Here is an 18,707-nt window from a genome sequence, read left to right as displayed (position 1 = left end):
ATCAAACAACCATAAAAACAAGATATATGCTTTACAAACAATTATGAAGTTTACAAATCATAAAAGCAAAATAACAAACAACCATAAAAACAAGATATATGTTTTACAAAAAATTATGAAGTTTGCTAATCATAGAGGCAAAACAACAAACAAAAACAACAAGGGCAAAAAATCATCGGTGATACCAATATTCAGCATGGCAGACAGGAGGGGAAAGTGGTCATATGATCTCTGTGCTGCCTATTGTCTTATTGGCTACCGTTGAAAAAAGTTGTAATGCTATTGTTATATTATCGGGATAAAAATAAAAAACCTTGATTTTTGGAGATTATTTCGAAAAAATATTGATGTATGGTTGTCCGCTTTGAAATACTCCTCTGTAACCTTTTGAGAACTATTAAGTAACCTTTCGGTAAAATTGAAGACTTGTTTTTTATACGTCGTCGACCTTGTTTTTTTCCCTTTAGTTCAAAGTTTCTCTCGCGCGCGTATAAAGCTTTATTTATTATATTTATTTATAAGCTTTATTTAAGAGCCTTGTAACTCGCTGAAAATCATAGAGATTACTTGTTGTTAAGTAACCTTTTGAGAATGATTAAGTAACCTTTTGAGAATGATTAAGTAACCTTTTGGGAAAAGTCTCTTTCTTTCCCTTGATTGTTTAATGCGCCAATCCGACTTTTCAAAGTTTTGTCATCTTTTCTTTGTTTTATCTTATAATCTTCATACATTTGCATTGTCGTTTCGATGCACTTTAATACAATTACCGAAACAGCTGACAGTTGTCTTCTCGGTACCCTTTAATCGAATTTTCGCTACGACATCAGAGATCATCTATTCTGAAAGTTCAATTAAAGGGTTTGGCAATGGCAATAAGACGAATCACCCTCATAGAAAATGGCGACGTGGGCAAATGCTCCTTCAGCTTCAACAACCTTCTTCTCCGTTCTCCTCTTCGCTATACGATGATGGAACGCCGTTTCCTCTACAAGTTGTCAGAGGCTATCAAGATGCGGTATGAAGAAATGGGATTAACAATGCGTGATAACTGGCAGAATCTTGTATTCAATATGACGGATCGGGATTTAGCTTCAGTCGGTGGAAACACCAACGTTATGCGTACTTACAAAACAGTGCGGTCGCTTGCACAAAAAGCCATCGTCCAGTTTCACGAGAATGAAGACAAACAGTTGGTAGTGGATTACTTTCACTGGATAGACGCTTTTAGATGGAATACCTCAACGAATGACTATACGGTGCGTGTCTCTCCAGAGCTGTATGACTACGTCATCAATCTTACCAAGTCGTTTACAGTCCTCAATTTACATACGGCAATCTTACTGGAATCAAAATACTCACAAAAATTCTATGAGATATGCTGTCTCTATTCGGGTGATTTCCGCTTTATTGACCCTACAACTCCTGACGAGACTTACAAAAAGAGAGTTCTAAAAATGTCGATAGAGGCATTCCGCTTCACTTTTGGGCTATCAGAACTTCATGACCCAAAGACTGGAGAGCTACTGGAGAAAGAGAAATATCAGCGATTCAAAACAATGGTGGAGAAGGTGATACTTCCTGCCCAACGAGAATTGTATGCGCTGTACAAAAATCATCTATGTGATGTGTGGTTTGATTTTGAAGTGCCTGATCGTTATGGACGTGGCAGGAACGGATCTCCCAAGAATCTACGCTTCTATATCTATTCAAGAGAGTTTCCCAAGTCGAGTGATGCCGAAAAGGATCGGCCCTGGCAGGAAGGCGATGCTCTGCTATTTCCATACGAGGAAAAGGCGTTAAAGAAAGCACCAAAGGAAAAGACTTTTAAGCAGACCGACTGGCTTAGCCTCGATGGAGATTTCCAAAGAGACACGGTACGCCAGTTGCTGAACAGCTATTTGGATAATGCAGCAGCAGACTACTATATGGCCAAGATTGACGAAGAGCAACGCCAAAGCAACGATACTTATTCGCAGGTTATTCAGGTTGTCTACGAAAACCAAAAGCAAGCAAAATTCCAACAAGGAACAAAAAAATACAAGCAGAAGTGTTTGATAGATTTTGTGTTTGCACAAAACCTGAAAGAATACGGTTGGTCTATACCGCCATATTCGCCTGAATGATAAGTTTTAAAGAAAGTGATACAGTTATTGCAAAACCCTTAAAAGGGGCCTCTGTCGTGAGACAGGGCCCCCTTTGCTATTACTGGTGGAATGAGACCTTCTGTGTTTTTTTGTCGAAAGAAAGTCTCTGTCTTCGGAGATTCCCTTCTTCGTCAAATGCGTCAAATACAACGTTGCCGTCATGCAACAAGGTATTCACCTCGTTTACAGTGATAGGGTGTCCATTGTAGATGCGCTGTACTTTAAATTTACTCTTGGGCTGACCGTTTTGGCTCGCACAAATAAAAGTTCGTGTACCAACGATTACACGACCGATACCAGGGCTATAGCTAACAGTGTTATCAAGCCTTACTTCATTGCCGTCAATAACAGGGATTGATGAAAATATCCTTCCTGCGTTTGTGGAAAATCCGTCCAAGATAATTTTCTCACCTCTTAGGATTTTCTCGACTTCCCGGGCTGTCATCCGTCGATTGCATATAAAGCTGGATATGTGAAAAGTACAACCCTCGCACTGATAGCCGTGACTATTGAGGAAAATTCGCTTTCCACATACAGGGCATGAAGCAGTGAGATATACCTTATTCATGTCAGGTGCTCTTTAGTTATAATCTTCCATGAGCTTAACAAAGTTCTTATCTTGTTTGCTAAATACTACCCAAAGGACAATAGCAACAAGGAAGAAGAAAAAGTACACACACTTGGCAAGATCGCTTGCCTGGTCTGCAACGATAAGGTTGATGCCACTTCCCAATAAGAATAAAAATAAAATATAATTCTTCATATTGTTCTGAATTGTGGAGGGGTGGTTAATCCCCTCCGTTTCCTTGTTAGTCCGTTACGTCGTAGAAGTAGTTCAACTCCTCGCTGTGTAAGTTCTCCTGCGCCCACTCATCAGCTTTGCGCCAAAGTTTGTTGTACACTCTTGCAATAGTGTCGTTCTTCTCATACCATTGCCAAATCTTGTGGTTGAGTACCATAACAAGCTCGGTGAGATAGACGTGGTTTGTGTGCCACTCATCGAAAGCACGATTGAAGGTGTCAACGATAGCCTCGATACCAAATTTGTCAGCAATCGAAAAATCCGTCCAAAAGGTGGTTTTCGGCTCGTAGCCAATCATCGACATTGTTTCATCGACACTGGCAGGAATTTGAATTGTAACCATGTTTTTTAAAGTTTTATTGATGTGATACTTTTTCCCTTTAGTTTCCCACTGCTTGTCAGTGGGAGCTGTCCGGGATTGAATTTTTATGTGCATGGTAACAGTGGAGGAGGAATGGATGCGCAAGGATTTTTCAGAAAAGTTTGGATGGAACCCCAATTTGTCAGCAAGAGAAATTGCGGAGGGTCTGTCCAAACTTTTCTGAAAATAGCTTTAGCGGTATTTTCACAGAAATGGAGGCTACACTACCTTTGCACAATAAAAATCAATACAGGCAGCTACCCGATAAGAAGTAGGCAACGCCTACTGAATAAATACCTCCGTAGGAGTAATGAAGGGATGAGAAAAAGACCAAAACTTACGATAGTGTGTTTTGCCGGGCTATAATGAAGTCTGTGCCATTGGCTCTGACGAAATGAGGATAAGACATTAGGGAAAAAGTAAAGATAGCAGGGTAGTATAGGTTGACAGTACACTAAACGCTGCCAACAAACTTAGGGAGCATTCCTGTGGAAAATCAAGGGCGGACACAGTACGAAAAGATAATCGAACCTCAAAACAAAGAGATAAAAACACTCTTACCACTTGTTTTTAAGTTCGATTTTGTGTATATTTGCAAAGAAATAATAATCGAAACATTAGTCGATGGCAAATATAGGCTATGCAAGAGTATCGAGTAGGGAGCAGCATCTTGATATGCAGCTCATGGCTTTAAGGGCTAAAGGATGCCAGACCATCTTCCAAGAGCAGGTGTCGGGCATCAGGCAACGCCCGGAGCTTGAAAAGTGCCTTTCCTTTTTAAGGGAGGGTGATACGCTTGTGGTCTATAAATTCGACCGATTAGGGCGTTCGCTTAAAAACCTATTGGAGATATTTGAAGACCTGCGTAATCGGGACATAGCCCTGGTTTCCATACAAGACGGTATTGACGGCAGCTCCACTACTAGAAAGCTGATGATGACGCTGATGACAGCTTTGGCGGAATTTGAGCGGTCTGTGATTGCCGAGCGTTGTTCTGCAGGGCGTAAAGAGGCAAAACTAAAGGGAAAAAAGTTTGGCAGAACGCCTGGAATCGACAGATACAAGATAGAGGCAGTTTCGGGTTTGTATAAGCAAGGAATGTCAATTACCTCTATTATGCAGCAGTTGGGCATAAAGTCTAAATCCACAATCTACCGTTATCTACAGATGAAAGATATTAAACTGAACAGAAAATAATGCTTATGTCACCTCTAAGTGAAACTATATATAGGACTTCATCTTTTGTCGGCTCCAATGCTAAAGCTGACAGGAAAAAATATGGTCAGTTCTTTACATCGGAATCTATAGCCGTATTCATGGCTGCCATGTTCCATATCGATATGGAAAAGAAATCGCTGAAAATTCTTGACGCAGGTGCTGGCAGTGGCATATTGTCCGTGGCTTTGTTAAGCAGAATACGTGAAAGTGGCTATTCGGGCTTAATAGAGCTTGTATGCTATGAGAATGATGAGAAAGTTCTCGGTTTACTTGCTCAAAATCTCGCCTCTGTAAACGACTCTGATTTCACATTTGAGATTCGTGGTGAAAATTACATTACTTCCCAAGATTTCGGAAGAAGTACATCCTTGTTTGAGCAAAGAGATCGAGAAACCTATGATTTGATTATAGGCAATCCACCATATAAGAAAATACCAAAGGACGCACCCGAGGCTACACACATGGACGAACTGTGCTACGGTGCCCCTAACTTGTATTTTCTTTTTTTTGCTATGGGCATCCACAACCTCAAAGAGGGTGGAGAGCTTGTCTATATCATTCCAAGATCATGGACTTCGGGGGCATACTTTGAACGTTTTAGAAAATACATGCTGTCACATTGTATGATTACCGACATTCATATTTTTGGGAGCAGAGATAAAATCTTTGATGGTGAGACCGTCCTACAGGAAACTATGATTATCAAAATCAGGAAAGACAGCACACGACCGTCGAAGATAAGGATTTCATCATCTGACACATCGGATTTTTCTGATTTGAAATATTTTGATGTAGATTATGATACCGTTGTTAGCAATAACGGCTATGTCTATTTAGTTACCAATGACCAGGAAGCGGATATTCTTTCCACACTTAGAAAGCTGCCTTTCACTCTTGCTTCAGATGACTTGCGTATGAAAACTGGAATAATTGTGGATTTTCGCACCAAGGATGTATTGAGAAGTGAGCCATCGGAAAGTACTTATCCACTTTTCTACTCACAGCACATCAAGGCTGGACGAATTGTGTGGCCAGTGGGCAAAGAAAATGAGTTCATCGACACAGAACGGAAAGGCTATTTACAGGAAAATACGAACTATCTGTTCGTTAAACGATTTACGGCAAAGGAGGAGAAAAGGAGATTACAATGCGGTATATACTTGTCTTCCGATTATCCCGAGTACAAGTATATAAGCACACAGAACAAAATAAACTATATCAAATGCGACTCGCAAGAGGAAGCCTATGGACTTTACGTGCTGCTCAATTCTACAATTTATGACCAATATTACAGGATATTGAATGGCTCAACACAGGTCAACTCCACAGAAATAAACAACATGCCAGTTCCTTCTAAAGAGACTATCTGTAAGATGGGAAAAGAACTTAAAGGAACAGATTTAAGCCAAACAGTATGTGATAACATCTTAAGAAAATGGATAAACTAAAGAAAATAAAGAGTCTGCTGGCAGACATCGGTATGCCGCCAGCCCAACAATCAGACTTGTGCGCCCTAACAATATTGGCCATGGCCAATTTGAAAGAGATAGGCAGTTTCGCCAGTGCAACAAATAATTGGATTAGAATACATGATGTAATTGCATTCATCAATGCCAATTATAGTGCCAAGTATGCAGAAAATTCAAGAGAAACTTTCCGTAAACAAGCCATGCACCATTTTAGGACGGCGGCATTGATAGAAGATAATGGCAAGGCTACCAACAGCCCAAACTATAGGTACAGGCTTACTGATGAGTTTCTAAAAGTTATCCAGGAAACCAAGAAGACGAAGGAAGATAATGCCGAGAATGCTGCCTTGAAGAAGTTTCTTTCGCACCACGAAAAGCTGATAGATACTTATGCTTCAAAAAAAACAATGCGTAAAATGCCTGTCAGGATAAACAAAAAGGACTATACATTTAGCCCTGGTTCGCATAACCAACTGCAAAAAGCTATTTTGGAAGAGTTCGCACCTCGCTTTGCCCCAAATTCAGAATGTCTCTATGTTGGAGATACCACACATAAAGACATGGTTAAGAATGAAGCGAAACTAACGGAGTTAGGCTTCGCCATAACGCTTCATGATAAAATGCCGGATGTGGTTCTTTACAGAGAGGATAAAGACTGGCTATACTTTATTGAGGCAGTGGATTCTGTGGGGCCTATGAGCCCCGAAAGAGTAAGGGATATAAACCAAATGACAGAAGGGGTAAAGTCGGGGAAAATATTTGTCACAACTTTCCTTGATTTTTCCAAATTCAAAAGATTCTCCGAACAACTGGCCTGGGAAACAGAAGTATGGATTGCAGATATGCCAGACCACATGATACACCTGAATGGGGACAAGTTCATGGGACCAAGAAAAACTACAGATAAATAGAACAAGCATTACAATGGAACTAAATGAATTTGTAAAAGCCACCATCATGCAAATAGTGGAAGGTGTTGATGAAGCCAACACAGCCTTGTCAAAAAAGACCGCTTTTGTGGCTTCTGCTAACATTCAAACCGATAAGGGATTTAAAAATACCGTTGATAAGGAAGGCAGGCAACACTATGTAACAGATGTTGACTTTGATGTTGCCATCAACATTCAAAATTCAAACTCCAAAGAAGGAGGTGGAGGAATTGAAATACTGTCAGTTCTCAATGTAGGGAAGAAAGGAAGTAGCGAGAATACCAATTCCTCCACAAGTCGTATCAAGTTTTCTCTTCCTTTAGCCTTGCCCACAGAGCCAGATGAAAAACTATATACAAGGAGGCAACTGTGTCCACCTAAGCGTCCAGAAATATAATAATGCAATAAGCCATCAATCCAGGGACTTTATGGAATGATGGCTTATTGTCTTATTCCTCTGGCAGTGCATCCAGTATGGCATCTATGTCTCCATACAAGAGGTCGGTATAACCTACCTCGTAATACTCGTGGTCTTCGTCGGGCATAATAAGGATGCCGCTGTGTGGAGTGACAGGGAATTTCACCGCCATTACCTTGGCTTCCAAGTGACCATCGCAATTGCTCAAATCTGCGGTAACGTAAGGGAAATCTGCTGACCAGTGAAATTCCCTGTCTATGCGGTTGCGCATGGTTTCGTTCAAAGCCTTGACCTCCTTTTTGCGGATGGTCACATACTGCTGGTAATAATTTTCGTGTCTCATATCTATTTCTGAATTGTGGCAGGGTGGTTAGCCCTGCCGTTACCTTTACTACGCTACAATCTCAAACTCGTGGATATAGATGAAGTCATCGCCTTCTTGGTCTTCGTTCCAGCTCTCCAACTTGGCTTGGGTCATCTTTTCCATGTCGAGTAGTTCAGCTGCATACGCCATAGCCTGCTCTTCGGTCTCGAAGTATTCGCTCTGATAGTCGCCATTGACACAAGCGTCCACATAAAACTTTTCTGGAAAATACCTGCCCCCGTCATCATTGGTGGCATAAACCTCGCAGCCCGGCTCCTCTACGATAAAATAGATGGTCAGTTCGGGCATAAGCATTGCCAGTACATGACGAAAATCAGTTGCTCCCCATGCTTCTTCCGCCTCTATGCGGATAGTATTGCCGTCCATTTCATACTCTTGGATGAAGCCCCGGAGATAATTCTTCGAAACCTGCTCGTCGGTCGCCCCTAATGCCTTGACGATGTTGCCCTCCCATTCCTTGGCTGCATTCTCCTCAACAGGCTTCCGCCTTTCGGACATGAAATCGTCTATCACGCCATACACTCGTTCCAAATCACTCTTACTGCCCTCTATGCGGTAGCTTGTACTTGCCCAATTTGCCATTGTTCTAAAGTTTTGAAAGTTATAAATATGTTGTCTTAACCTGCGAAAGCATTGATTTGCTGTGCCTCAAATTCCCACTCATAATCTCGGTTGTTACATTGAGTTTGCAGGATGCTCCTTATCTCATTGGCATCGTCCTCTGTCATGCCTCGATATGCTTTGAGCTGTGCGATAATAACCTCCATATCCTCACCGATGTAGACAAGCTCCCTCGAATTGAGGGAGTGCCAAGGGTCTGTTCTGTAAACCAAATAAATTATTTTTCTTTCCATAATGCAAGATGATTTAGAAATGAAAATCAATAATACCTCCGATATAGACTTTGCTGCCCACCTGCAAGGTGTCTATCCATCGCATTAGTTCTGCCGACTTCTCGGCAAAGCTCTGACAACTATCTCCGCAAAGATAGAAGTGTGCATCTGTGTCTAAAGGGTTCTGAATTTCCTGTTCGAGTTTGTAGGTCGCACCAACGGAATCCATTACGTTTTCGTTGTTGATGGCAGCTGCTTTCTGCTGTATGCGCTGCACCCACTGACGTTTCCACTCCTCGATACCTCCGACATAATCAAACGCTTTGTCATCAACCTGCTTGAACATATCAAGTGGCAGGATGTTCTCCAACAATGTTTTGACAGCCTCTTTGCGCTCCTCTACCGAAATCTCTGCACAACAGTCGTAATCTGTGCCGTCTCCCTGATTAAGAGTGTCCTCGTTAATAAACTCCTCTATCGGACTGTCTGAAATCTGATAAATCCATGCGTGCATAGCTGTAATGTTTAAGTGATACATTTCCCTTTAGTTTAGCTGCTTTTGCAGCATCGCTGTCGGGATTTCAAATTTTATGTGCATGAGGAAAGCAAGTCCATAAGGCAGATAAGCCAAGTAATTTTGAGAGATTGTCATGGAAAACCCAAATCTCCGATTTGTGGAAGGCTTCCGTGAGAATATCCCAAAATAGTGTAGCGGTACTTCGGCGTTCTGACGGACTTGCTACCTTTGCTAAGTAAAATTAAATCCAGACAGTGAGTGCAGGAGTGTAAACGATATACATAAGGCACAGAGTGCCTATATAAGGGAACAAGCAAAGACTGCCTGGCAAGACTCCAAGATAAGATGCTGTTCTTACCGCTCTCCCAAAGTCCCTTGAAAGACTCTGTTGGCGATCCTGAAAGGTCAGAAACAGTGTCTTTTATGGGATTAAAACGGCTGCGACCGTTTTAAGGGTTTTTGCGTAGCCTGTGTTCGGTCAGGCTGTAAGCCATGTAGCCAGCAACAAAGTGGAGTGGAAGAACGAGGTTACTATTTTTCCAGCGGAACGTGTAAAGGCGGAGTGGCCTGCTGCCCGACAAGAATACTGGCGGAGCAACCAGGCATGAGGAATAGGACGAAAGGGAAAGAAGTACTGACCAAAACTTGCGGTAGCGTGTTTTGTAATGGGCGAAAGAAGTGGCTACCTCAGTAGTGACTTGCGATTTCAGGGCATAGCTTTGACAATAGGGCTTGGGGGAGATGGAGAGTGCTGCGAGTTGTGGGAGCAGCACACGGCGAATGGTGGAATGTGGCACCATGCTTGCACAATCATTCCACCACAATAGCGTTTTATGGGCGAAAGGTTTTTAAGTTCACCATCATAGACTGATATACTACTTTGGTATATCCTTCCTGTTTCAGCAGGGCTACCTCTCTTCTTGAATACGCCATTGCCTGGCTCTTGTTCATTCCGAACCTGCTTTTCATAGGTCGATTAGGTCGCATGGTCTGTACCTCGTATTGCTCTCGATAGATGGGTACGAAAGTCTTTCTCTTGATGATTTCAACTCTTGGGTAACGTAGCATAATGGAAGAATTTGTGCCCCGATGGTTAGTCGGGGCATTACCTTTGATTAGAGTGATGCAAGCCTTTCTGTAGCTTTGCAGATTAGGTCTTTCAACTGCGCCTTATTAAGTTCGGGTAGCAAGTCTATGACCATAAAGTTCTCTGTGTCCTCAATCGCCACACCTCGCTTGGCAAGAATAGACTTGATGTCCAAAGTGCCAAAATCGTTGTACGCTTTATTGTCCGTGGTCTTCTCAAAAGAAGATATGCAGTAGCCTTCCAAATCTTTTGGTTCACCGATGCCGATAAAAGCGTCAATGCGAAACTTGCGCTCTTCGCCCTTGTCGGTATCGAAATAGACAAAATATCTTCCCGAAACATCTATGCCGTCAGACAGAATGCCATGTGCATATCTGATAGTTCCATCTGCCTTATGATAAGCGAAGGCTGTCTTACCCTCTTTCTTCATCTTTTCCTTGAGCTTTACAACAAGCGCAAGGCAGATGTCGTGATGCTCGTCCATGGTCTCCTGTCGAAGTTCACCCACCTCCACAAGGTTCTCTATGACAAATGACCTCCAGCCCTTGCAGTCCACATCATAGTAAGCAAGGGTATAATTGCACTGATGATGCTTTGATTTCCCCTTTATGGTATGTCCGATGCCATACAAGGTTCCACACGCATAGCGTTCTGTGCCGTCCTTTTTCTTGTAAACGAAAGAAACGATGCCTTTACGGAGTTTGGCTACCAATGTGTCAAATAGATTTTCCATTTTATCTTATTTTTATAGACACTTGCCAAATAGGGTGCTACTTGGCGAGTGTCTGATGTTCTGTTTAGTTCAAGAGTTCTTCTATATCCTCGGTGCATTGTACCTCTGAATGATTGAAATAGAAGTGTGTGTCAAGTGTGCCGTTCACATAACAATCAAACATTTCACGCTCACAACCTCTATAGTCTACATATTCTTCTATCACCTTTAGCCAAAGTGTTTCCATCAAGAAGTTGCGCACGTTGGAAAGGTCGTACCCTGCGGTGTCGATAGCCTCGTTCAAATCCTCGTCCGTCCAGTCATAGCCAAAGTTGGAGCGAAAGTTATCAAGTTGATAGTCGTTCTTGAAAAACCCTAATGACGTTAAAACCATTTCTCTGTTTGAAATATCCATAATCGTGATGCTTTAAGTGATACATTTCCCTTTAGTTCTTTGCTGTTTTGCAGCAGGAGACTGTCGGGATTTCTAATTTTACGTGCCAGAGGGAGCAAGGTCAGCAGGTAGATAAACAAAGTAATTTGGGAAGATTTTCATGGAAAACCCAAATCTTTGATTTGAGGAAGGCTGCTATGAAAATCTTCTCAAATAGTATGGCGATACTTTGCGTTCTGCCGACCTTGCTAACTTTGCAAAGGAAAATGGAAACCAGACAGTCTCCTATAGAATAGCAGAAAACTAATCATGATTAGGTTTTTGAAATAAAATCATTCAAAATATCGTATATAGTAACTATTTTGTAATTTTGAAGTGAGACAAAATTATAAGAAGATTATGACAAAGGTTATTCATGTGCAACTTATCCAGGGAAGGAAGAGTTATTACTTCGGCTCCATCCCAGCCATATACAGCGTGCTTTCAGCAGATGACATTGGCATCAGACAATCTTCACTGGAACGTATAGGTCTTAGCAAGGGCGGTGTAGTCCTTAACAAGAAGGCTATCATAAAGGCTGGAGAATTGATACGGTCAAAAAAGGAAAGACAGGAGGGAAAGCAAGAAAAAGGGAATGGTAGATAGCGTTCTGACAAGACGAATGAAATGATTGATAACAAAGGTTCAAATCCACCTTTTTGATTAATTGCGTAAAATGTTGATAATCAATAAGTAAATACACGCTGAAAAATGTTTACACGGATTAAAAACAATTTCATGTTAAAAAGTGTTCGGAGTAAAAGTGGGTCAAAAAGTGGGTCAAGAACTGGGTCAAAAAGTGGGTCAAGAAATAAATAAATGGAAATAAAAAATCCCTAAGTTGTTGAAACTTAGGGATTTAACTCGCTGTACGAAGCGGAGAGAGAGGCTCTTTCTCTCGAACTATCACGGGCTATCACATATCATCAATTCATTGTTATATAGGTATTTATGAGAAATGTTAATAAAATGAGATTTCACGGAAAATCTTTGGTAATATCATTTTTAGGGTGTAACTTTGGGTGCATAAATCAATACACCCGAAGATATGAACATCAAACGGAATATCATCTTCACATTGGAGAGCAGGAAGAAGGATGGAGTTCTTATCACAGAGAACGTACCTATTCGTATGCGCGTTAATTTTGCGTCCAAGCGGATTGAGTTCACCACTGGCTATCGCATTGATGCTGCCAAATGGGATGCAGATAAGCAGCGTGTGAAGAATGGTTGTAGCAACAAGTTAAAACAATCGGCTTCTGAAATCAATGCTTCGCTCTTGGAGTATTACACGGAAATACAGTCAATCTTTAAGAGGTTTGAGGTAGAGGACGTAATGCCAACGCCCGAACAGATAAAGGAGGCTTTCAATGCTTTGCGCAAACCTGTGAGCGAAGAACCTAAGCCAAAGAAAGAAGCGTTGCCTTGTGATTTCTTTCAGGTGTTTGATGATTTTGTCGAGGATTGTGGACGTCAGAACAATTGGACGGACTCCACGTTTGAGAAATTTGCAGCCGTGAAAAATCATTTGACCAACTTTCGTGAAGGACTTACCTTTGAGTTCTTTGATGAGCGAGGCTTGAATGACTATGTGGGTTATCTGCGTGATGTAAAGGAGATGCGCAACACAACCATTGGCAAGCAATTGAGTTTCTTGAAATGGTTTTTGCGCTGGGCTTTCAAGAAAGGTGTGCATCAAAACAACGCCTACGATAGTTATAAGCCTAAACTCAAGAGTACCCAAAAGAAAATCATCTTTCTCACTTGGGACGAACTCAACCGTCTCCGAGAGTTCAAAATCCCTTTCAACAAGCAGGCTCTCGAACGTGTGCGTGATGTTTTCCTCTTCCAATGCTTCACTGGTTTGCGCTATTCGGATGTATTCAACCTCCGCAGAAGTGATATTAAAGACGACCATATTGAGGTTACAACGGTCAAGACTTCCGATAGCCTGATTATCGAGCTGAACAACCACAGCAAAGCGATTCTTGACAAGTACAAGGATGTGGCGTTTGAAAATGATAAGGTCTTGCCTGTGATTACCAATCAGAAGATGAACGATTATCTCAAAGAATTGGCAGAAATGGCAGGGATTGACGAGCCTGTGCGCCAAACTTACTACAAAGGCAATGAGCGCATAGACGATGTTACGCCTAAATACGCTTTGCTTGGCACGCACGCTGGTCGCAGAACGTTCATCTGTAACGCCCTCGCTTTGGGCATTCCTCCGCAGGTGGTGATGAAGTGGACAGGACATAGCGACTACAAGGCAATGAAACCCTACATTGATATTGCAGACGACATCAAGGCGAATGCTATGAGTAAGTTCAATCAGTTATAATAGATTTCACAATGAGCAACGATATAAAGAACACCGACAAACAGGATTTTTCGCCCATAGTGCGTGCTATTGGCTCTGATTTAGAGCAGACCCAAGTGCGCGTGATTGCTTCGGCTAATGCTGATATGCTCTTCCATTATTGGAAAGTAGGGCATTTCATTCTCTACCTCCAAAAGAAAGAAGGTTGGGGAAGCAAAGTCATTGACAACTTATCCAAGGCGATACGCTCACAATATGCAGATAAGAAGGGGTATTCCACCCGTAACCTTATCTATATGTGCCAGTTCGCAAAGGCTTATCCAATGGAGGTTCTAATAGAAATGGGTAAGATTGAAGAATTACTCAATAGTCCTTCTGTTGATAACGTATTACAACTAACAAACGAACTCAATCAATTTACGCAAGAGCCTCTTGCGCAAATACAAGCAGCAAGTATTCAGGGAGAGATAAATACGCAAGAACCTCTTGCACAATTAGGAGAGGTTTCAGAAACGCTATCAGCTATCTATCACTGTAATATCAGCCGGATAGAAGAAATCTTCAAGCACTCAGCCGTAGTTCGCACGAACTGGGCAAGCCATGTAATTTTACTTAATAGCAAACTACCTTTAGGTGAACGCTATTGGTATATCACACAGGCAGTTGCCAATGGTTGGAGCAGCAATGTTCTGCAAATGCAAATTGAAACCAACCTTTTCGCTCGGCAGATTACGGCAAAGAAAGTGAGCAACTTCTCTGTACGATTACCCAAACCACAAAGCGACCTTGCCAACTATCTGATGAAAGACCCTTACATCTTTGATATAATGGGGCAAACAGATAAAATGGCAGAACGAGACGTTGAACGGCAATTGGTTTCACACATTACCAAGTATCTTCTGGAAATGGGTAATGGCTTTGCTTTTGTTGCACAACAGAAGCATTTCGAAGTGGGCGATTCTGATTTCTATGCCGACCTTATTCTCTATAATATCCAACTACACGCATACGTAGTTATCGAACTTAAAGCGACACCATTCAAGCCCGAATATATGGGACAACTGAACTTCTACATCAATGTAGTGGACGATACCCTCCGTGGCGAACACGACAACAAGACAATCGGCTTGCTCCTCTGCAATGGTGGCGACAAAGTAGTGGCGCAATATGCTCTCTCTGGTTACGACCAGCCAATAGGTGTGAGTGATTATCAACTCTCAAAAGCTATTCCTGAGAATTTGAAATCGGCTCTGCCTACGGTAGAGGAAGTTGAAGAGGAATTGAGTAAGATTGTAGATAAAAACATATAAAATGATGTTTCAGTTGTTATACAGATCTTTTACCATGGTTCGGATTACGATGTGTAAACACATATAACTAATACTCATATTATGAATAGTTTAACATTATCAATAACTACTATAGGCGATTTGCTACTTCGCAAAACCATAACGAATTGCGAGGAGCCTATCAAGGATGTAGAGCTATGTGTGCCTCTTTACCAGCGTCCATACAAATGGACAGCTCGGAATGCCATACAATTGCTCGATGATATTATTGATGCCAAGAATAGTAATAAGGAAAGATACAGGGTTGGTACGCTTATCCTTCACAAAACAAAGGAAAAGGGACAATATGATATTGTTGATGGACAGCAACGCATCATTACTTTCTCTCTTCTTCTGACGGCATTAGGAGAAAATAGTATCGAGCTTTTGAGACAAAAGATATATGACAATACATACAATGATCATAATATCGCTAACAACTATAATGCACTTTTCCGTAGGGTTGGATTAAAGTTGGAAGACAATGATTCGGCAGTTGAATATCAACGGGAGATGGAGCATCTTAAGGATTATATTGAGAACAGGTGTGAGTTGATTGTTGTGATAACCACCGATGTGTCTGAAGCTTTTCAGTTTTTTGACTCTCAAAATGCACGGGGTAAAGCTCTTTATCCTCATGATTTGTTGAAAGCATACCATCTACGCGAGATGAATAACATCAGCGAGGATGAAACAGAAAGAATAGTAAAGGATTGGGAACAGGTTTCACAAAGAGATTTAGCTGATTTCTTTGGTAATTACCTATATCGTATCAAAGAATGGGTAGCAGGCAACAAAGCTAATATCTTGAATGAGCATAACATCCATATGTTCAAAGGTGTTACTTGTTCAGCAAGAACGCCTTATGCCCAATTCTACAAGAGTGCCTATTGCTATGCAGATATGGTCAATTCTTCTGCAATGCCTTTTGTCTCAGGTACTCGGAATGTAAATGCGTTCCAATTAGACACACCGATAATTGCCGGTAAGCCGTTTTTTGAATATACAAAGCACTATTATAATATACTAAAAGATATTCAGAATAACAATAAGTATGAGGGATTCTATATCAATGACAATATAATAGTTAAAACATTAGACCGGCACTTCAAAAAAGGAATAGGTAATGGTATAACACGTCTGATGTTTGACACCTCTATTCTGCTTTACGTTGACAGATTCTGCCCAGAGACATATCCGACAAAAGAAGATATTGACTTGTTTGAACAATTTGTCATATACGCATTCATTTGGGCTTATTCCTTGAGAGCACAATATACTAATCTTGGTTGGCTTTCTGCACAAAACTACATTATGGGGTGGAGTGAAAAGATCAATACATTTAATATGTATAAACTGATTGCTAAGCAAGATACACCGACTTCATTACTGAGTGCTTTGGCAGACAAGCTTAACCCGCTTTCAAATGATGACATTAAAGATGGTTGGGCGCAGGAATGCTACGAGTATAATGGCGATGGTGAAACATTGAAGAATCTAAAGGACGAGAAAGATGGTGTGTATGAAAACTATCTGTATTTTTTCCAAACAAATGGTTTCTATAAAAATTGAAGACAATGAAAGATTTGAATAATATTCTTGAAGAGTGCTCTATTCATGATATCTATTTCTCAAAAAGAGGGGCTTCTATATTATACAAGATACCTATCTATCAGCGTAATTATGCCTGGGGACGTGAAGAAATATACGCCTTGATAAAGGATGTATATGATTCGTTGGAAAAGCCTGTTTATTATATAGGTACTCTTGTCACATACAAGCGAGATGATAATATTTATGAAGTTATTGACGGACAACAGCGATTGACAACAATCTACATTATCCTAAAGGCATTGGACATAAAGGATATTCCAAATACTCTTACTTATTCTGCAAGAAAAGTTTCGGCAGCGACAATAAAAAAAATGCCTGCGTTTGGTGATGAAAACGATATGGGTATTCTTAATGGCTTCCATTATGCAAAGGAAGCACTCAACGAGATTGTCGGTGACAAGAATGCTGATATTGAATCTTTTAAGTCTTTTTTCTTGGACAAGGTGCATATCATCCATTATCGTGTGCCGAAAGACGTAGATTTGAATCACTATTTTGAAGTTATGAACTCTCGCGGTGAGCAGTTAGAAAAGCACGAAATAGTAAAAGCCAAACTCTGTGAGCAACTAATTGGCAATGAAGAAGCTATGGAGAAGTTTAGTCGTATATGGGAGGCTTGTAGTGACATGAGTTTCTATATTCAGCAGAAGCTTCCTGGGATGACAAGTGTCTTTGGTAAAACAATGGGCAGTTTTGATATAAAATCTTTCAACGACTTTCCGAATTCTAATGTGGATTCATCTTTATCATTGGGGATGAAAACTATTTCAGATCTTTTAAATACACCTATAAAAAAGATAGAAAAGAAGGAAGAAGATGACATAAACGATCGTTTCCAGCCCATAATAGACTTTCCGAACTTCCTGCTCATTGTACTGAAGATTACGAGGATGCGGAACGAAGATGATTTTGACCCTTTGAGTTTCACGCTTGATGACAAGGAACTAATCAAGGAGTTTGAAAAAGTACGCCTTACTCCAGACTTTGTCAAAGACTTCGCATACAACCTTCTTTTGGCTAAGTACTATCTTGATAACTATATAATACATCACGCCAATAGTGAAGATAGAGCCATTGAGAATCCATGGAAGTTGCAATATTTTTACAAGAAAGGTAGTAAGGCTGCTTATCTAAAGGATTTGTATGAGGACAATAAGGCACAACAAAATGAGGTTATTCAATTATTGTCTATGTTTGAAGTCGCTTTCACACCTAAGCAAAGAAAAAACTATCTGTTCTATTGTTTATACCACTTGTTTGAGGATTGGGACCTTAATAATTATGTGGAATTCTTAAGAAAACTGGCTGATAAGTATTTCTTTGAAGTGTATCTCGATGCAAGTAAACTCAACGACATAAATCAGCCGAAGCCAAATAGTTTTGATGAGACTATTTTTAATAATGGTGAATTGAATGTTGAATTAGAAGAAGTGAATCGGGACTTCAATCGTATCTACCCCATCGGCTCATGCAATATACCTTTGTATGTATTTAATTATACAGATTATAAGCTTTGGAAGAAATATGTTGTTGAACTGCGAGGTAACAAAGCAAAGAAGAATTCTCGTAATCGAAAAGATTTTTTCAATTCATTAGGTTGTGGTGATTTTGAGTTGGATGCTTTCAATAACTTCTATTTCTCTCGAACTAGAAAAAGTTTGGAGCATTATTATCCGCAAGCTAAGGCTGGAGACAATATGCCAATTAGTACGCATGATATAAACTGCTATGGTAATTTTGCCATGATAGGTTCTGATGCAAATAGTTCTGGCTCAAACTGGAATCCAATTGATAAAAAGAATCGCTATCTTGATATAAAGTCCAATCAGGTGAGTGTTGCTTCCTTAAAGTTCAGAATTATGTTGCAGATATGCCAAGATAATTACAATAACGGTATTAAAGACGAGAAAAAGAAACGTCCATTTGGCTTAGAATGGGACGTAGAAGATATGGTCCGTCATCAAAAAAATATGTTAGAGATTATTATGAATAACTCTGAATGAAATTCAATATAATACCATTATGCCGTTCCTATAACATTGACATAAGTATATTCGCACATTCTATTGACTATCTATCGCCATGATATATATCAGATTGAGGAAATCTTCAAGTAATCAGCCTTTGTTTGTACCAA

At 40.6% G+C, this 18,707-nt stretch carries 21 protein-coding genes; 11 read left to right on the top strand and 10 right to left on the bottom strand.

Annotation, left to right across the window (positions count from 1 at the left end; genetic code table 11):
* A partial coding sequence (locus tag JHU38_RS03440) for a hypothetical protein (protein ID WP_207859304.1) occupies positions 1–265 on the top strand: 265 nt, incomplete at its 5' end.
* Between the two features lie 601 nt (positions 266–866).
* Positions 867–2,123, top strand: coding sequence for a replication initiation protein (locus tag JHU38_RS03435; RefSeq protein WP_107580992.1), 1,257 nt, complete (start codon positions 867–869; stop codon positions 2,121–2,123).
* A 79-nt stretch (positions 2,124–2,202) separates the two neighbouring features.
* Here JHU38_RS03435 and JHU38_RS03430 read toward each other — a convergent pair whose 3' ends face one another.
* The 3 genes from JHU38_RS03430 to JHU38_RS03420 form a co-directional block, all read right to left on the bottom strand.
* Positions 2,203–2,589 carry a hypothetical protein gene (locus JHU38_RS03430; RefSeq protein ID WP_232369821.1) on the bottom strand — a complete coding sequence of 129 codons (387 nt, stop codon included), beginning with the start codon at positions 2,587–2,589 and terminating at the stop codon, positions 2,203–2,205.
* 135 nt (positions 2,590–2,724) lie between these two features.
* Positions 2,725–2,907 (bottom strand): hypothetical protein, encoded by a 183-nt coding sequence (locus JHU38_RS03425; RefSeq protein WP_146156969.1) that lies wholly within the window; start codon positions 2,905–2,907, stop codon positions 2,725–2,727.
* Positions 2,908–2,953: 46 nt separating this feature from the next.
* Positions 2,954–3,289 carry a hypothetical protein gene (locus JHU38_RS03420; RefSeq protein WP_107582281.1) on the bottom strand — a complete coding sequence of 112 codons (336 nt, stop codon included), beginning with the start codon at positions 3,287–3,289 and terminating at the stop codon, positions 2,954–2,956.
* A 642-nt stretch (positions 3,290–3,931) separates the two neighbouring features.
* Between JHU38_RS03420 and JHU38_RS03415 the strand changes: the two genes are divergently transcribed.
* The 4 genes from JHU38_RS03415 to JHU38_RS03400 are packed head-to-tail and all read left to right on the top strand — an operon-like array spanning position 3,932 to position 7,320.
* Entirely contained in the window at positions 3,932–4,504 is a 573-nt protein-coding gene (locus JHU38_RS03415; RefSeq protein ID WP_107580990.1) for a recombinase family protein, read from the top strand.
* The gene (locus JHU38_RS03410) at positions 4,504–5,973 is read left to right on the top strand and encodes an HsdM family class I SAM-dependent methyltransferase (protein ID WP_107580989.1); all 1,470 of its coding nucleotides are present in this window, start codon (positions 4,504–4,506) and stop codon (positions 5,971–5,973) included. The genes JHU38_RS03415 and JHU38_RS03410 overlap by 1 nt, the downstream gene beginning before the upstream one ends.
* Positions 5,961–6,905: a BsuBI/PstI family type II restriction endonuclease gene (locus JHU38_RS03405; protein ID WP_107580988.1), complete on the top strand. Its 945-nt coding sequence runs from the start codon at positions 5,961–5,963 to the stop codon at positions 6,903–6,905. Before JHU38_RS03410 ends, JHU38_RS03405 begins: the two co-directional genes overlap by 13 nt.
* Before the next feature lie 13 nt (positions 6,906–6,918).
* The gene (locus JHU38_RS03400; protein ID WP_107580987.1) at positions 6,919–7,320 is read left to right on the top strand and encodes a hypothetical protein; all 402 of its coding nucleotides are present in this window, start codon (positions 6,919–6,921) and stop codon (positions 7,318–7,320) included.
* A 52-nt stretch (positions 7,321–7,372) separates the two neighbouring features.
* On the opposite strand, the gene JHU38_RS03395 is transcribed toward JHU38_RS03400, so the two are convergent.
* The 7 genes from JHU38_RS03395 to JHU38_RS03365 all read right to left on the bottom strand — a co-directional run bounded on the left by JHU38_RS03395 (position 7,373) and on the right by JHU38_RS03365 (position 11,290).
* On the bottom strand, positions 7,373–7,684 hold the full coding sequence (locus JHU38_RS03395) for a hypothetical protein (RefSeq protein ID WP_107580986.1): 312 nt from the start codon (positions 7,682–7,684) through the stop codon (positions 7,373–7,375).
* A gap of 48 nt (positions 7,685–7,732) precedes the next feature.
* A complete protein-coding gene (locus JHU38_RS03390; RefSeq protein WP_107580985.1) occupies positions 7,733–8,308 on the bottom strand; it encodes a hypothetical protein in 576 nt (191 codons plus the stop codon).
* A gap of 35 nt (positions 8,309–8,343) precedes the next feature.
* Positions 8,344–8,580 carry a hypothetical protein gene (locus JHU38_RS03385; RefSeq protein WP_107580984.1) on the bottom strand — a complete coding sequence of 79 codons (237 nt, stop codon included), beginning with the start codon at positions 8,578–8,580 and terminating at the stop codon, positions 8,344–8,346.
* 13 nt (positions 8,581–8,593) lie between these two features.
* Positions 8,594–9,073 carry a hypothetical protein gene (locus JHU38_RS03380; protein ID WP_107580983.1) on the bottom strand — a complete coding sequence of 160 codons (480 nt, stop codon included), beginning with the start codon at positions 9,071–9,073 and terminating at the stop codon, positions 8,594–8,596.
* Positions 9,074–9,907: 834 nt separating this feature from the next.
* Positions 9,908–10,144, bottom strand: a complete 237-nt coding sequence (locus tag JHU38_RS03375; RefSeq protein WP_107580982.1) for a hypothetical protein — start codon at positions 10,142–10,144, stop codon at positions 9,908–9,910.
* A gap of 47 nt (positions 10,145–10,191) precedes the next feature.
* A complete protein-coding gene (locus JHU38_RS03370; protein ID WP_107580981.1) occupies positions 10,192–10,896 on the bottom strand; it encodes an SH3 beta-barrel fold-containing protein in 705 nt (234 codons plus the stop codon).
* Between the two features lie 64 nt (positions 10,897–10,960).
* Positions 10,961–11,290 (bottom strand): myo-inositol 2-dehydrogenase, encoded by a 330-nt coding sequence (locus JHU38_RS03365; RefSeq protein ID WP_199222633.1) that lies wholly within the window; start codon positions 11,288–11,290, stop codon positions 10,961–10,963.
* 378 nt (positions 11,291–11,668) lie between these two features.
* Between JHU38_RS03365 and JHU38_RS03360 the strand changes: the two genes are divergently transcribed.
* The 5 genes from JHU38_RS03360 to JHU38_RS03340 all read left to right on the top strand — a co-directional run bounded on the left by JHU38_RS03360 (position 11,669) and on the right by JHU38_RS03340 (position 18,573).
* On the top strand, positions 11,669–11,914 hold the full coding sequence (locus JHU38_RS03360) for a hypothetical protein (protein ID WP_107580979.1): 246 nt from the start codon (positions 11,669–11,671) through the stop codon (positions 11,912–11,914).
* 442 nt (positions 11,915–12,356) lie between these two features.
* Entirely contained in the window at positions 12,357–13,649 is a 1,293-nt protein-coding gene (locus JHU38_RS03355; protein ID WP_107580978.1) for a site-specific integrase, read from the top strand.
* A gap of 11 nt (positions 13,650–13,660) precedes the next feature.
* A complete protein-coding gene (locus JHU38_RS03350) occupies positions 13,661–14,938 on the top strand; it encodes a PDDEXK nuclease domain-containing protein (RefSeq protein ID WP_107580977.1) in 1,278 nt (425 codons plus the stop codon).
* A gap of 81 nt (positions 14,939–15,019) precedes the next feature.
* A complete protein-coding gene (locus tag JHU38_RS03345) occupies positions 15,020–16,528 on the top strand; it encodes a DUF262 domain-containing protein (RefSeq protein ID WP_107580976.1) in 1,509 nt (502 codons plus the stop codon).
* Positions 16,529–16,533: 5 nt separating this feature from the next.
* The gene (locus JHU38_RS03340; protein WP_107582279.1) at positions 16,534–18,573 is read left to right on the top strand and encodes a DUF262 domain-containing protein; all 2,040 of its coding nucleotides are present in this window, start codon (positions 16,534–16,536) and stop codon (positions 18,571–18,573) included.
* The last annotated feature ends 134 nt before the right edge of the window (positions 18,574–18,707 follow it).

Source organism: Prevotella illustrans, assembly GCF_017426725.1.
Lineage (GTDB): Bacteria > Bacteroidota > Bacteroidia > Bacteroidales > Bacteroidaceae > Prevotella > Prevotella illustrans.
The sequence above is the reverse complement of the archived record's forward strand: the minus strand, read 5'-3'. Positions and strand labels throughout refer to the sequence as shown.